13 protein-coding genes are annotated in these 14,675 nt (G+C 60.3%); 4 read left to right on the forward strand and 9 right to left on the reverse strand.

The annotated features are described in order from the left end of the window. Both fabI and KHQ28_RS25185 read right to left on the reverse strand, forming a co-directional pair. The coding region (gene fabI, locus KHQ28_RS25180; protein ID WP_148192065.1) for an enoyl-ACP reductase FabI at nt 1–758 on the reverse strand (758 nt) is incomplete at its 3' end. A 198-nt stretch (nt 759–956) separates the two neighbouring features. After that, nucleotides 957–1,499, reverse strand: coding sequence for a HutD family protein (locus tag KHQ28_RS25185; RefSeq protein WP_004152967.1), 543 nt, complete (start codon nt 1,497–1,499; stop codon nt 957–959). Between the two features lie 247 nt (nt 1,500–1,746). Here KHQ28_RS25185 and KHQ28_RS25190 point away from each other — a divergent pair, with 247 nt between their 5' ends. Then, a complete protein-coding gene (locus KHQ28_RS25190; RefSeq protein ID WP_004151902.1) occupies nt 1,747–3,126 on the forward strand; it encodes a cytosine permease in 1,380 nt (459 codons plus the stop codon). 44 nt (nt 3,127–3,170) lie between these two features. Here the strand turns inward: KHQ28_RS25190 and sapF are convergent, their stop codons facing one another. From sapF to KHQ28_RS25220, 6 genes are all read right to left on the reverse strand, one after another. Then, the gene (gene sapF / locus KHQ28_RS25195; protein WP_004140269.1) at nt 3,171–3,980 is read right to left on the reverse strand and encodes a putrescine export ABC transporter ATP-binding protein SapF; all 810 of its coding nucleotides are present in this window, start codon (nt 3,978–3,980) and stop codon (nt 3,171–3,173) included. 1 nt (nt 3,981) lies between these two features. Next, the gene (sapD, locus tag KHQ28_RS25200; protein ID WP_004140266.1) at nt 3,982–4,974 is read right to left on the reverse strand and encodes a putrescine export ABC transporter ATP-binding protein SapD; all 993 of its coding nucleotides are present in this window, start codon (nt 4,972–4,974) and stop codon (nt 3,982–3,984) included. Beyond that, nucleotides 4,974–5,864, reverse strand: a complete 891-nt coding sequence (gene sapC / locus KHQ28_RS25205) for a putrescine export ABC transporter permease SapC (RefSeq protein ID WP_004151901.1) — start codon at nt 5,862–5,864, stop codon at nt 4,974–4,976. Before sapC ends, sapD begins: the two co-directional genes overlap by 1 nt. Continuing rightward, nucleotides 5,851–6,816 carry a putrescine export ABC transporter permease SapB gene (gene sapB / locus KHQ28_RS25210; RefSeq protein WP_002901816.1) on the reverse strand — a complete coding sequence of 322 codons (966 nt, stop codon included), beginning with the start codon at nt 6,814–6,816 and terminating at the stop codon, nt 5,851–5,853. The genes sapC and sapB overlap by 14 nt, the downstream gene beginning before the upstream one ends. Next, on the reverse strand, nt 6,813–8,456 hold the full coding sequence (gene sapA / locus KHQ28_RS25215) for an ABC transporter substrate-binding protein SapA (protein WP_002901817.1): 1,644 nt from the start codon (nt 8,454–8,456) through the stop codon (nt 6,813–6,815). Before sapA ends, sapB begins: the two co-directional genes overlap by 4 nt. Nucleotides 8,457–8,789: 333 nt before the next feature. Continuing rightward, nucleotides 8,790–9,698 carry an SDR family oxidoreductase gene (locus tag KHQ28_RS25220; RefSeq protein ID WP_072198249.1) on the reverse strand — a complete coding sequence of 303 codons (909 nt, stop codon included), beginning with the start codon at nt 9,696–9,698 and terminating at the stop codon, nt 8,790–8,792. A 107-nt stretch (nt 9,699–9,805) separates the two neighbouring features. Between KHQ28_RS25220 and KHQ28_RS25225 the strand changes: the two genes are divergently transcribed. Next, nucleotides 9,806–10,648 (forward strand): helix-turn-helix transcriptional regulator, encoded by an 843-nt coding sequence (locus KHQ28_RS25225; RefSeq protein WP_023287547.1) that lies wholly within the window; start codon nt 9,806–9,808, stop codon nt 10,646–10,648. Here KHQ28_RS25225 and KHQ28_RS25230 read toward each other — a convergent pair. Beyond that, on the reverse strand, nt 10,615–12,936 hold the full coding sequence (locus tag KHQ28_RS25230) for a helix-turn-helix domain-containing protein (RefSeq protein ID WP_032419058.1): 2,322 nt from the start codon (nt 12,934–12,936) through the stop codon (nt 10,615–10,617). The two genes, KHQ28_RS25225 and KHQ28_RS25230, sit on opposite strands and share 34 nt — an antisense overlap. 171 nt (nt 12,937–13,107) lie before the next feature. Between KHQ28_RS25230 and KHQ28_RS25235 the strand changes: the two genes are divergently transcribed. Then, nucleotides 13,108–14,277 (forward strand): M20 aminoacylase family protein, encoded by a 1,170-nt coding sequence (locus tag KHQ28_RS25235; protein WP_002901900.1) that lies wholly within the window; start codon nt 13,108–13,110, stop codon nt 14,275–14,277. A 25-nt stretch (nt 14,278–14,302) separates the two neighbouring features. Then, on the forward strand, nt 14,303–14,675 hold a 373-nt coding region (locus tag KHQ28_RS25240; protein ID WP_211777722.1), incomplete at its 3' end, for an MFS transporter.

A 14,675-nucleotide genomic window follows, 5' to 3' on the forward strand; every position in this document is an offset into this window, starting at 1 on the left:
ATATTGAACCCGCCGTCAACGTGAACGACTTCACCGGAGATCCCCGCAGACAGGTTGGAGCACAGGAAGGCTGCGCTGTTACCCACATCTTCAATGGTGACGGTGCGACGGATCGGGGTGACCGCTTCGCAGTGCGCCAGCATTTTACGGAAATCTTTAATACCGGACGCGGCCAGCGTACGGATAGGACCGGCAGAGATGGCATTGACGCGAACGCCTTCCGGACCCATGGCGTTAGCCATATAGCGGACGTTAGCTTCCAGAGAGGCTTTGGCCAGACCCATCACGTTATAGTTCGGGATCGCGCGCTCTGCGCCCAGGTAGGAGAGCGTCAGCAGAGCCGAACCCGGGTTCAGCATGCCGCGGCAGGCTTTGGCCATTGCCACGAAGCTGTAAGCGCTGATGTCGTGCGCGATTTTAAAGCCGTCGCGAGTGACAACGTCAACGTAGTCGCCGTCTAACTGGTCAGCCGGGGCAAAACCGATTGAGTGGACGAAACCATCGAATTTTGGCCAGACTTTTTCCAGCTCGGTGAACAGCGCGGTGATGCTCTCATCTTCAGCAACGTCGCACGGCAGCACAATGTCAGAACCCAGCGCGGCAGCAAACTCTTCTACGCGACCTTTCAGTTTCTCATTCTGATAGGTGAATGCCAGTTCCGCGCCTTCGCGGTGCATTGCCTGCGCGATGCCGTAGGCGATGGACAGTTTGCTGGCGACGCCAGTGATCAAAATGCGCTTACCGGAAAGAAAACCCATAGCTTTAATCCTTATCGTTATTGCTTATTTTTACTTTAACAATCATAACGTTAACATTGTTATTTCAAAATAACTCAAATTTAGCCGGGAATTATATCCCACTGACGACCCCTTGTGTCACGATATTTTTCAGCCGGTCCGCGCCGCGCGGGGCAAAAGTACATCGCGATAGCTGCAGTATATCATCTCTCCTGACGATTATTTGAGCGCGATCTCCGCCAGCAGCAGGCGTCCATTGCTGCCCACGGGACGCAGATTCCGCGGGGATCCACCGCGCCAGCAGAGGCCGCTGCCGGCCGCGCAGCGTCGCCCGGCCAGATCCCACTCGCCTTGTAGAACATAAGCGACCCCCTCGCTGGCAGGGCATTGCAGGTCGCTAACGACCTGAACTGTCGCCGACGCGCGCCCGCGCTGAGTCATGATATTGAAGTCCAGCCCTGGCGCAACGATCCCGACGCTGGACAGCGCCCATTCGCCGGGGAAAGCCCACGGCTGCCAGAGCGCCAGCGGTTGGTCGATATTCTCGCCACACAGCCGTAGCGGCTGCCCCGCCAGCAGAGTAATGACCCGGTCGACGCCAGGAAAGGGGGAGAAAGGGCCATCCGCCTGCAGGGTGGCAATACTCGCTCGCCAGAGAAAAGGGGCATCTGGAGCGGGTACGCAGATGATTTCGCGCGTCTCTCCGCCGCCGTTTTTCCACGGCGTGACGGGGAGCGTCGAAAGTTGAAAAGGGACCATCATGGGCAGCATACCTTAGTTAATCGCTTCCGGCGTCAACAATAAGCACCGCCTTGAGCTAGTTTAGTAACTTTCTGCAATACAAATATTTTACATATTCGTCACAAAATGAGAGTGCATGCAAGGCGGTGAGTTGTCAATGCTTGTATATACAAGAACGATTGAGTGAGGTGATATTAATAACTTGAGTGAGGAATCTATGTCTTCGTTTTCGTCTACAGACGGGCAGTCAAAGAGCAATTATGCTGGAATGAGTGAAAGGCGGTCGATTGATTACATCCCGGAAAGCGAACGGCATGGACACCCTTTTAGCCAGTTCACCCTTTGGTTTGGCGGCAATCTGCAAATTACGGCGATTGTCACTGGCGCTTTAGCCGTTGTGCTGGGCGGCGATGTAGTGTGGTCTCTGGTCGGGCTGCTGGTCGGTCAGATGCTGGGGGCGGCGGTGATGTCTCTGCATGCGCTGCAGGGACCGCGACTGGGACTTCCGCAAATGATCCTTAGCCGCGCCCAGTTTGGGGTTTTTGGCGCGGTGGTGCCGCTGGTGCTGGTTTGCGTCATGTATATCGGTTTTTCTGCCAGCGGCACCGTATTGGCCGGGCAGGCAATGGCCAAACTACTGAATATCAGCCACGTAGCCGGGATGCTGATATTCAGTGCGATTATTATCGTTATCGCCGTCCTCGGTTATAAGGTGATCCACAAGCTGGGCAAACTGGCGAGTATCGTCGGAATTCTCGCCTTCGTTTATATGTTCATCACGCTGCTACTTTCGGCCGATCTCAGTGCGCTCGCGCACAATAACCATTTTTCGCTGCCGACGTTTTTATTAGCCGTATCGCTCTCCTCATCGTGGCAGATCGCTTTTTGCCCCTATGTATCCGACTATTCGCGCTACCTGCCACGCGATGTTTCCGCCACGAAAACGTGGTGCTCAGTGTTTTTCGGCACCGTATTGGGCACCCAAACGTCGATGACGCTCGGGGTTCTGACTGCGGCCATTGCCGGCAGCGCGTTCCCTGGTCACGAGGTGAGCTATCTGGTGGGATTAGGTAAGAGTCAGGCGATGGCCATGGTTATCTATTTCGCCATCTGTTTTGGTAAAATTACCTTCACTACCCTCAATGCGTACGGCAGCTTTATGTCGCTGACCACCATTGTTTCCGCCTTCCGCCGGCAAACCGTGCTGTCGCAAAAGTGTCGCATTGCATTCGTGGTGCTGATGGTGACGGCTTCCTGCATTATCGCGTTGCTTAGCGAACCCGCTTTCTTAAAGCATTTCACGCATTTTCTTCTGTTTCTGCTGGCGTTCTTCGTGCCGTGGAGCGCCATCTGTCTGACGGATTATTATCTTATCTCGAAGGGCGCCATCGATATTCCGGCGCTAAGCGACCCGCAGCAACGCTACGGGTTCTGGAACCTGTACGCGATCACCCTGTATATCGTCGGTGTGCTTATCCAGTTGCCGTTCATTGAGAACCCGTTGTTCCATGGTTCGCTCACGTGGATCTTCGCCGGTAACGATGTCTCATGGATAATAGGCTGGTTTGGCACCGGGGTTCTTTACTACGCGCTGCGCCGCTTTGACCGCCGGTCGCTGCCGGCGCAGAGTCTTTTCCCTTCTACCTGAATGACAAGGGCGGCGTGAGGGCCGCCCCTGCCGTCGCCTGCCAGCTATTTCCCGTCTTTGCGCCAGGCGTCGGCGGTGAGGGCTTCCCCGAAGTGGCCGGCGATCAGGCGCCGGGTCAGGTCGTGCAGCGGCGAGGCCAGCACATCGGCAGTGCTGCCGCGCTCGACCACTTCGCCGTTATGCATCACCAGCACCTGATCGCTGATGTGTTTCATCATTCCCAGGTGCTGAGTGACATAGATATAGGAGATGCCCTGTTTCTCCTGCAGCTCCAGCATCAGGTTGATAAGCTGGGAGCGCATCGACATATCCAGCGAGGCCAGCGCCTCATCGCAGACGATAACCTTCGGGCGCAGGATCAGCGCCCTGGCGAGGCCGAGACGCTGCTTCTGACCGGGCGCCAGCATATGGGGGTAGTAGCTGACGTGGTCCGGCAGCAGACCGACCATGCGCAGGGTGTCGATTATCTGCTTCTGCCGCGCCTCGGCGTCGAGATCGGTATTCAGTCGCAGCGGAAAATCGAGGATCTGCGAGATGCGCTGACGCGGGTTCAGCGAGGTCGATGGATCCTGAAAGATCATGCGAATCTTCTGGCTGCGGTAGGAGTAATCCCCAAAAGTCAGCGGATGATCGTCAATCAGCAATTCGCCGCTGGTGGGTTCCACCATGCCCGCCAGCATCTTCGCGAGGGTCGATTTCCCGGAGCCGTTCTCGCCGATAATCGCCAGCGTCTGCCGTTCGCGCAGGGTAAAACTCAGCGGCTTAACCGCCTCAACCGTCTGACGGTGAAACCAGCCGGTGCGGTAGCGAAAGGTCTTACTGAGTTGGCGAACTTCCAGCAATGTTTCGACCATTTCACTCTTTCTCCATGTTCAACGGGAAATGACAGGCGTACAGATGGTTGCGCGCCCCGGTAAGACGCGGCGTTTCGATACACTCGCGCTGGGCGTACGGGCAGCGCGGCCCCAGCCGACAGCCGATAGGCAACTGCTCCAGCAGCGGGATCGCTCCAGGCAGGGTGTTGAGGCGACTTTTATGCGGCATGGCGCTACCGAAATCCGGGATCGCGCGGATTAACGCCTGGGTGTAGGGGTGATGTGGGAGGGTGATGAGCTCTTCGCTGGGCCCGCTCTCCACCGTCTGGCCGCAGTACATGACGTTGATTTTATCCGCCCATTTGCTGAGCATTTGCAGGTCATGGCTGATCAGCAAGATGGTGGTGTTGTTGTTCTGGTTGAGCCGCGTCAGCAGGCGAATAATCTGCGCCTGGGTGGTCGGCTCCATGGCGTTGGTCGGCTCGTCGGCAATCAGCAGACGCGGCTGGTTGGCCAGGGCGATGGCGATCATCACCTTCTGGCACTCGCCCTCGGTCAGCTGATAGGGGAAGCTGCGCATGGCATCTTTGTGATCTTTAATGCCGACGCGATGCAACAGCTCGATGGCCCGGCGCTTGCGCCAGCCCAGCCGTTGCCACCAGCGGCCCTTGTAGGTCCAGCCGGGGATACTCTGAATCAGCTGCTGGCCGATGCGCTCAGAGGGATCGAGGCACGACTGGGGCTCCTGAAAAATCATCGACACGTTATGGCCGATCAGCTTCCGGCGCTCGCGGTTCGACAGTCGCAGCAGGTCAATGTCATCGAAGCGCATGCGGTCGGCCGTGACCCGCCAGTTGTCTTTGGTCACGCCGCAGATAGCTTTGGCAATAAGGCTTTTCCCGGAGCCGGATTCCCCCACCAGGCCGCGGATTTCGCCTTCGGTCAGCGTCAGGCTGACGCGATCGACGGCTTTTACCCAGCCTTCGCTGGTTTTAAATTCAATGGTTAAGTGACGAATATCGAGTAACGGCATTATTCTACCCCGGCAATGATCGCCCGGCGAATACCGTCGCCCAGCAGGTTGACCAGCAGTACGCTGAGCATAATCGCCGCCCCGGGGAGCATCACGGTCCACGGCGCCACATAGATAAGCTCCAGCGCATCGCCCAGCATGGCTCCCCATTCCGGCGAAGGCAGTTGGGCGCCGAGATCAAGAAAGCCCAGCGCGGCAATATCCAGAATGGCCATCGACAGGGCGCGAGTGATCTCGGTCACCAGGCCGGAGGCGATATTGGGCAGGATGGCGAACAGCAGAATATTCAGCGTCGAGGCGCCGTCAAGGCGGGCGGCGATGATGTACTCTTTCTCCAGCTCATCGTGGACCATGCTGTAGACGGAGCGCACCATGCGCGGCAGCAGCGCCAGCCAGACGGCGAACATCGCATGGCTGAGATGCGGCCCGGCAAAGGCGACGACGATAATCGCCAGCAGCAGCGAGGGGATGGAGAGCAGGGTGTCGAGGATATGGTTCATCACCGCCGAGCGCAGGCCGTGGGTCGATCCGGCAATCACGCCCAGCACCAGACCAAACAGCGTGGCGCCGAGGGTGACGACAAAAGCGCCGCCGACGGTGGGCGCCGCGCCGCTCAGCAGTCGGCTCAGCACATCGCGGCCGAGGTCATCGGTTCCCAGAAAGAAGGAGACTTCGCCATAGCGCGACCACGACGGCGGCAACAGCTGGTAGCCGAGGAACTGCTGGTCGATGCCGTAGGGGGCGAACCAGCCGCCGAAGACGCAGAGCAGCAGCAGGCCCGCGCAGCCGTACAGACCGATCATCGCCGTGGTGTCGCCATAGAACTTACGCCATACGGTGCGCAGCGCGCCGGGCGGACGCTTTTCCAGATAAACGCTATCGTAGGGCATACCATTCCTTATGTTTCAGTGGGTTAGCCATGGCACCGAGAATATCGGAAATTACGTTGACAATAATCACCAGCGCGCCAATCACCATCACTCCGGCGGAGATCGCCGCGTAGTCCTGCTGGCGAATAGCGTTGATCAGCCAGCGGCCTAGTCCAGGCCAGCTGAACACCATCTCAGTGATCATCGCCAGGGTGAGCATGGTGGAAAACTGCAGGCCGAGACGCGGGATCACCGGCGGCAGGGCGTTGTGCAGCACATGGCGTAGTAGAATTTTGCGTCGCGACACGCCGCGGGTGGCGGCCGCTTTTACATAGTTAGTGTCATACACCTCGCTGGTGCTAATGCGCATCAGGCGGATCACTTCAGTGGTGGGGGCGACCGCCAGGGTCAATACCGGCAGCACCATATGCCGGGCGGCGCTGACGATCATCTCATGGCGCCACGGCGAGTCCGAAAGCCAGGCGTCGATCAGCGCGAAACCGGTGACGTTTTTCACCTCATACAGCAGATCGAAGCGACCGGAGACCGGAAGCCAGCCGAGGGTCAGGGAAAAGAAGAGGGTCAGGAGCAGCGCCAGCCAGAAGACCGGGATCGAGAAACCGACCAGCGCGACGGCGCTGATCAGGGTATCGGGCCATTTATTGCGCATTACGCCGGCGATCATCCCCACCGGAATGCCTATCAGCAGGGCAAAGCCGAAGGCGAGGATGCACAGCTCCATGGTCGCCGGGAAAACCTCGCGCAACTGCTCAGAAATCAGCTGGCCGTTAATGCTGGAGACGCCGAAATCCCAGTGCAGCACCCCTTCAAACCAGAACAGCCACGCATTCCACAGGGAAGCGCCCTGCAGTGGGGCATGAGGGGTGAAATAGCTCAGGCTGAAACCGACAAAGGTCAGAAAAAAGAGAGTAATCAGCAGCAGCAGCAGACGGCGCAGGGTAAAAATAATCATGGCTTCTTCACCTCTTCGGTATTTTCCCGCGATACGCCAGCGAACGAAGCGTTACCGAAAGGGCTGAGCACCAGGCCTTTCATATCATAGCGGTAGGCCTGCAGCCGCAGCGACGAGGCCAGCGGCAGGACCGGCAGTTCGCGGGCGAGGATCCGCTGCGCCTCTTTGTAAGCGTCCATCCGCGAGGAGAGCTGCTGCGAGAGCAGCGCTTTTTGCAGCACGTCGTCAAACTCCCGGTTACACCAGTGGGCAAAGTTGGTTTGCGAGGCGATGGCCGCGCAGCTCAGCAGCGGTCGGAAGAAACTGTCCGGATCGTTACTGTCCGTCGCCCAGCCGGAGAGCGTCAGGTCGTGGCTCATGTCCATCAGGCGCGCCTCCTGGAAACGTCCCTCTACCGGCACAATAATCACCTTAACGCCAATCTGCGCCATATCCGCCTGGATAAGCTCCGCCGTTTTCAGCGGGCTGGGATTCCACGCCTGCGAGCTGGTGGGCACCCACAGCTTGAGGGTCAGGTTTTCCAGCCCCAGGGCTTTCAGGCGGGCGCGGGCCTCCTGCGGATTATATTCGGTAATTTTAGCGTCATTATCGTAGGCCCACGAGGCCCGCGGCAGCATGGACGCCGCCGTCTCCGCGGTGCCATAGTAGATGGACTGCATCAGGCGCTGGTTGTTGATCGCCAGCGCCAGGGCATGGCGCACCTCAGGATTATCCAGCGGCGGCTTGGCGGTGTTGAAGGCCAGCCAGGCGATGTTCATTCCCGGGCGCAGCGTCAGGCGCAGGCGCGGGTCGTCACGCAGGATCGTCAACTGGCTGGCGGCTGGCCAGGCCAGCACGTCGCATTCTCCGGTCAGCAGTTTCGACAGGCGGCCGGTGCCGCCGGAGCCAAGGTCGACCACCACCTGGGGCATCAACGGTTTGCCGCGCCAGTAGCCGGGGTGGCGCTGCAGGCGAACATATTGTCCGGAGCGGTAATCGGATAGCTGGAACGGGCCGGTGCCAACCGGCTGGCGATCCAGTTGCTCCTGGCGGTCGTCCTGCGTTAAGCGGGCGGCATATTCGGCAGAGGTAATTGACGCATAGTGGGTGGCCAGATGCCAGAGGAACGAGGCGTCCGGCCGCTTGAGGCGAAACTCCACGGTCTGATTATCCAGCTTGCGGACGCTCTCCACGCTGTCAGCAAACTGCAGACTGTCGAAGTAGGGAAAACTGCTGCCGTTGACGTTGTGCCACGGATGGTCGCGGTTAAAAATACGGCCAAAGGTAAAAATGACGTCATCGGCATTAAAGTCCCGCGTCGGGGTAAACCACGCCGTGCGTTGAAACGGGACGTGGCGGCGCAGGTGAAAGCGGTAGGTGGCGCCGTTATCGAGAACTTCCCAGCTCTCCGCCAGCTCGGGGACCAGCCGGTAGGTATAGGGATCGACGTCAAGCAGACGATCGTAGATCTGAGCGGCCAGCGTATCGACAATCAGGCCGCTGCTGACTTTCTGCGGATTAAAGGTATTAACCTGGCCGCTGACGCAATAGACGAAACCGCTATCGCGGATATCGGCGCGGTCGGGGAGCGCAGGGGCGGCAAAAGCTGGCCCACACAGCAGGGAAACGGCTGCCAGGAGAGATGACAATTTCAGGCGCATATTTTCTGTTTGATTATAGAGCTGAACTCTATCTTATTAAGATTAATAGACATTCACCACCGCCTTCAACAAGCCTGAGGGATAATGCGGTTACCGGGTGCGTATAGTATTCAGTCAATTGATTAAAATAGTCGCGGAACCGAGTCTGTATAGTGAAACATGGTAACTTTTTATCGCCGATATCGCCAGTCAGCTCTGTTTGGCCGCGGTTGACCAAACGGCGACGGCGTGCGGACGTTAGAGAATAGATTCAGTATAGCGGGGAGAAAGCCGATGACCCGACGGGCGACTAGCCTTACCCGTCGGGTGTGATACAGGGGGAGCGTGTTTCGATTATTGTGACAGTGTCACTTTATGATAGTCCATATTCTGCAGGTCCTCCAGCAGCCCGGGGCCAACCGGCTGCCACTGCAAGCGCTCGCGGGTCCATGCCGAGCTGGCGCGCAGGTCAAGGGCGGTAAACGGCGCAAACCAGCCGAACCAGGCGTCGACCTGCGAGTCATCCAGGTGGGTCAGCGGCAGGTTTAATCCGTGGGCAATTACCGCTGCAATATCGCATAACGCGATCCCCTCTTCGGCCACCGCATGATAGCGCTCGCCGGCCGCGCCCTGAAGCAGCGCGCTGACATACAGACGTGCGACGTCATCGACATGGGCGGCTGACCAGCGGTTGCTTCCCTCGCCGCGCAGGGCTACCGCCCCGTTGGCGACCGCGCGTTCGATGTAGCAGGTCAGCAGTCCCTGACGCACGGTGTCATGCACCTGCGGTAAGCGGACCACCCTGACATCCACTCCCGCCTCCAGCAACTGCTGGCCGGCGAGCTCTGAGGCGGTGCGCGGGCTGGGGTGCCCTGAGTTGAAGAACGACTCCCGGGCCGGGGCGCCGCTCCCGTCGTCGCCCATCAGCGTGCCGGAGGTGATCACCAGCGGCCGCGTGCTGCCTCGCAGCGCCTGGCCCAGGGCCAGGATCGCCTGGCGGTCTTTCTCGCAGTTAGCGGCAAAGCGGCTGAAGTCGTGGTCGAAGGCGGTATGGATCACCGCGTCGGCGTTCCCGACGCCAGCCAGCAGCGACTCCGGGGCATCCAGCGTGCCGCGATGCACCTCGGCGCCGGCCGCCTTCAGGGCCTGTGCGGTGCTTTCGCTGCGCGCGAGGCCGATAACCTGATGGCCCGACGCCTGCAGCGCCGGAAGAATACGTGAGCCGATAAATCCGCTCGCGCCGGTAAGAAATATACGCATCATGGATCTCCTGAATGGGTTTCAGGCGTATCCTACCTGCGATGTCATACTATAAAAGTAGAGACATTATCGGGGTATAAATTCTAACAGGCAGAATCCACAGGCAGATGATGAACACTTCTGACAACCATGCTTTAGGCGATTTTCTCCGCGCCCGCCGCCAGCGTCTCGATCCGGCAACGTTTGGCTTCCCGGCGGGACGCCGGCGCACCCCGGGGCTGCGCCGCGAAGAGGTCGCGCAGCTCGCCAGCATCAGCCCGACCTGGTATACCTGGCTTGAACAGGGGCGCGGCGGGGCGCCTTCCCGCGAGGTGCTGGAGCGGATCGCCCGCGGTCTGCGGCTGACCACCCCGGAGCGCGAGCATCTGTTTATTCTCGCCTTTGGCCATCCGCCGCAGACGCGTCTGACGGTGACGGATGATATGACGCCGCGGCTGCAGCGGGTGCTTGACGCTTTCACCATTCCGGCGATTATCCGCACCGCCAGCTGGGACGTCATCGCCTGGAATGCGCCGGCGGCCAGGGTGCTGACCGACTACAGCCAACTGCCGCTAGCGGAGCGCAACGTGCTGCGCCGCCTGTTTACCCGGCCGGAGGCCCGCTGCACTCTGGAGGACTGGCAGAGGGTGGGGCAGCTTATCGTCAACGCCTTCCGCGCCGACGTCACGCGGATGGGCGCCACGAAAGAAACTGACCAGTTGATCGCGGAGCTCAGCCAGCAGAGCGTCGAGTTCGCCCGTTTTTGGCAAAGCCATGACGTCGCCGGTCATGGAGAAGGCTATAAGCGCATTAACCACCCGCAGATGGGTCAGCTCGACCTGGAATTTACCTCCTTTGCCGTGGAGGGCCGTCCCGATCTTTCCCTGCTGGTCTTTAATCCGGCAACGACGGAAAGCCAGCGGAAAATTCACGGTTTACTTCAGGGGGCGGGATCCGCGCCTGAGGAGAGCTGAGGGGTAAATTCATACAGCACCAGCGCATTGCTCTGCAGCGAGTCGATCCGCAGCCAATAGCCATCGAGCCTGGCTTCATCCACGCTGAGCGCCGGACGGGCCTGATGCATCAGCCACTGATAATCCTCGGCGTCAGGGCCGCTGCGGCTGCGAAAGGCGTCCACCAGCGGGAACAACGCGCCGTGGTGCTGATCGAACAGGTGCTGTTTGATGCGCCAGCTGCCATCCAGGCCCTGCAGCCGCACGCTGTAGGGCTGGCTGAAGCGCTGGATAAAGGCCGCTTCGCTGGAGAGCCAGGGATTGTAGACCACCGTATTGCGCAGCAGCAGCTGGTAGTGACCCTGGTGGTGGAGCAGCAGCAGGTTTTTATCGTGAACCAGGATCTCGCCGCGCAGCCGCCGCCAGAGCCAGAGTACCCAGTAAACCGGGCGCGGCAGGCCGTGCAGATAGTGCAGCGCCAGGCTGGAGGTATCGAGCTTGCCGTTGGCGCGAGCTTCGCCCTGGAGGCCTGAATTTAACCAGAAGCCCGCCAGCCAGACCTGGTCCGCCACCCCCAGCAGATTATCCATCAGCAGCGCGCCGCGAAAAAAGCGGCCGTTGGTATCCCGCGTATCGCCGGTCAGCGTATTCCAGGAGAGCAGCCACAGCGGCAGGTTGAGCTGACGCTGGCGCAGGGCGCTGTGGATCTGCCGCAGCTTGTGCAGCGGGTAATGTTCGCTGGAGGCCAGGCGGCGGCTGTCTGCCTGGGCCAGATCCAGCTGTTCGTTGGCATCTGCCTGGCAGGCGAGAAAATCCGCCTCTGCCAGCAGCGGCGAGTGGAACAGCGGATCGTTCCCGGGATCGCTGGGAGCAAAGCGGTGCCAGATCCCCAGCTGCGGCTGCGGCAGCAGGCGATGAAGGACCCCGCGCTGCTGCCGCCAGGCGGCCTGGCGCGCAGCTTCGCTGGCCTGCGGCGACCAGTGCCAGACAAAGCGCCAGCTGTTGAGCGTGGCTGGCGGAAAATGGTTGGCGGCGAGCTGCAGGAAGCGCTGCAGCAGGTCACTGCGGGTGGTGACGCCGGTGTGCAGGATCACCTGCCAGCCCATCGCCGCCAGCCAGCTAAAAATCTGCTGCAGGTTGTACCAGCAGGCGTAGCCGGCCATCTGCGGATCGTCCCAGCCGGTGCCGAACAGCCGACTGCTGAGAAAGGGATCGTTGATATCGATTGCATACACCGGTAGGGCGTGGTGCAGCTGTTCGAGTTCCCGGCGCACATCTTCGTGCAGCAGATCGTCCAGTTCGCGCACGGTCACCACCATCCGGGTATGGCGCAGCGCTGCGGGGCGCGCTGGACGTTCGCGCAGATTGATCTCCCGGGTCTGCGGTGGGTTGATCGGCAGGGGGGGACTTTCCCGGTCGCGTGGTTCCGGCTCATTGAGTCGCGCATACAGCCGGTCGGCCGCCACCGGCTGCCAGCGATCGGCCTGCGGCGGGCGCGGTCGGGCAAGCTCCAGAGGATGCTGTTCACGATACTGGCGCGGCGTCACGCCGTGCTGGCGCTTAAACAAATCGCTCATCATTCGCGTACTGGCGAATCCCTGTTCGCGGGCGATTTGCTGGACGGTTTTGCGGGTGGTTAATAGCTGGTCGGCGGCGTGGCGCAGGCGCAGCGCGGTGAGGTACTGGACAAAACTTACCCCGACCTCTTTGCGAAATAAGCGTGACAGCCAGGCCTCGGAGACAAATTCCGCGGCCGCCACCTCATGCAACGAGAGGCGACGCTGATAGTTAGCGTCGATCCGCGCCACCACGCTGGCTATTCTCCGGCTCCATTTTTCGGTATCGCGCCGGGGCGTGGAGGCGATGGGCTGGCTAAAGCGCGTGGCCAGCAGCAGCGCTATCTCACTCAGCCAGCGGTTGGCCTCCAGTCGGTAATGGCCAGGATGATTGACCAGGCCGCTCACCAGCAGCTGGCGCATCAGGCGGCGCAGGCCGTCATCGGCATCCCGGGTGCGCGGCGTTATCTGGTAATCGACGGCAAAAAAGGCATTATCGAGGCGGGCCAGCCAGCTGGCGGAGAGGGTGAGGATCATCACGGCGTTGGCCCCGGCGCTGCGCAGGCTCCAGCGACGGTTGCGGTTAACGATCGCCAGCCCGTCGGCGGCGAGCGGCTGCGACGCACCTTCCGCCACCGCCAGATTTACGCTTCCCTCCAGCACCCACAGCAGCGTCAGCAGATCGCTTTCCGGCTGGGTCAGCTGACGCACATCGCGTACGGTGACGCTAAAGTCGCCTGAATGGTGCTCCACATGACTCTCCTCTGTAGACAAAAAACAACCGGTTGTTTTTTGTCATAACCGATATGTATGAAAAACACTCATTGATTTTTCGTCAATATAAAACAAAAAAGCGCGCCAGCAAGCTGAGGCACCCGCATAAACTCGAAAGTGTCGTGCAAACACAACACAGGAATAACAAAAATGACACATCCGTTGCTAGAAGCATTGCAGGTTAACGAGGCGCAATTTATTGCTCTGCGTCGTCGGTTCCACCAGCAGCCGGAGATCGGCTTTGAAGAGCACCAGACCAGCAGCGAGGTCGCCCGACTGCTTGGCGAGTGGGGATACGAGGTTCACCGCGGCCTGGCGGGCACCGGAGTGGTGGGCACGCTGCGCGTCGGCGAGGGGAAAAAACGCCTTGGCCTGCGGGCGGATATGGATGCCCTGCCGATGCAGGAGCGGAGCGGTAAGCCGTGGGCAAGCCAGGTTGAAGGGCGCTTTCACGGCTGCGGCCATGACGGGCACACCACCACGCTGCTCTACGCAGCTGAATATCTGGCGCGCACCCGCCAGTTTACCGGCACGCTGCAGCTGATTTTCCAGCCCGCGGAAGAGTTGCTGTACGGCGGGCGGGTAATGGTCGAGGACGGTCTGTTTGACCAGTTCCCCTGCGACGCCATCTTCGGCCTGCACAATATGCCGGGTCAGCCGTTGGGCAAGATCGGCCTGCGCGACGGGGCGATGATGGCCTCCTCCGATACGCTGCATATTGAAGTGAAGGGCGTTGGCGGCCACGGCGCGGTGCCGGAGCATACGGTGGATGCCACGCTGGTGGCCTGCCATATTACCCTTGCGCTACAGTCCATTGTCTCGCGCAATATCACCCCGTTTGAGCCGGCGGTGGTGACCGTCGGCAGCATCCAGGCCGGTCATGCGCCCAATATCATTAACGATCACGTGCTGATGAAGCTCACGGTGCGCACCCTCAATGAGCAGGTGCGCGAGACCGTGCTGCAGCGGATCCATGATATCGCCGTGGCCCAGGCGGAGAGCTTCAATGCCACCGCCACGCTGACCCACGTCAACGGCAGCCCGGTGTTGCGTAACGATCCGGCGACGAACGCCATGGTGCGGGAGGTGGCGACAGCGCTGTTTGGCGCAGAGCAGGTGGGCGAGGTGAAGCCGTTTATGGGCAGTGAAGATTTTGCCTTCATGCTGGAGCAGCACCCGCATGGCAGCTATTTCACCATCGGCGCCGGCGACGAGCCTGACCGCTGCATGGTGCATAACCCGGGGTATGACTTCAACGACGCGCTGTTGCTGACCGGCGCGGCGCTGTGGTGCGGCCTGACGGAACGCTATCTGCGCTAATCACGAGAAACGGGAGGGCCATGCGATGAGCACTGTCACAATAAGCGACACCCCGTTTGTCGGCAACGATCGCCTGCTGGTGGGGATTGTGTTAAGCGTTTTAACCTTCTGGCTGTTCGCCCAGTCGGTGATTAACGTGGTGCCGGCGATGAAAAGCAGCCTTGATATCTCTCTTGAAACCTTAACTCTGGCCGTCAGTCTCAGCGCGCTGTTCAGCGGCTGCTTCGTGGTCGCCAGCGGCGGCCTGGCGGACAAGTTTGGCCGGATGCGGATGACCACCCTCGGGCTGGGGCTGAGTATCGTCGGCAGCGCCATGCTGGTGGTCGCTCAGGGACCGGGGCTGTTCCTCGCCGGCCGGGTGCTGCAGGGGCTGTCGGCAGCCTGCATTATGCCGGCGA

Origin of the sequence: Klebsiella sp. 28 (genome assembly GCF_018223905.1) — a bacterium.
Classification (GTDB): domain Bacteria; phylum Pseudomonadota; class Gammaproteobacteria; order Enterobacterales; family Enterobacteriaceae; genus Klebsiella; species Klebsiella pneumoniae.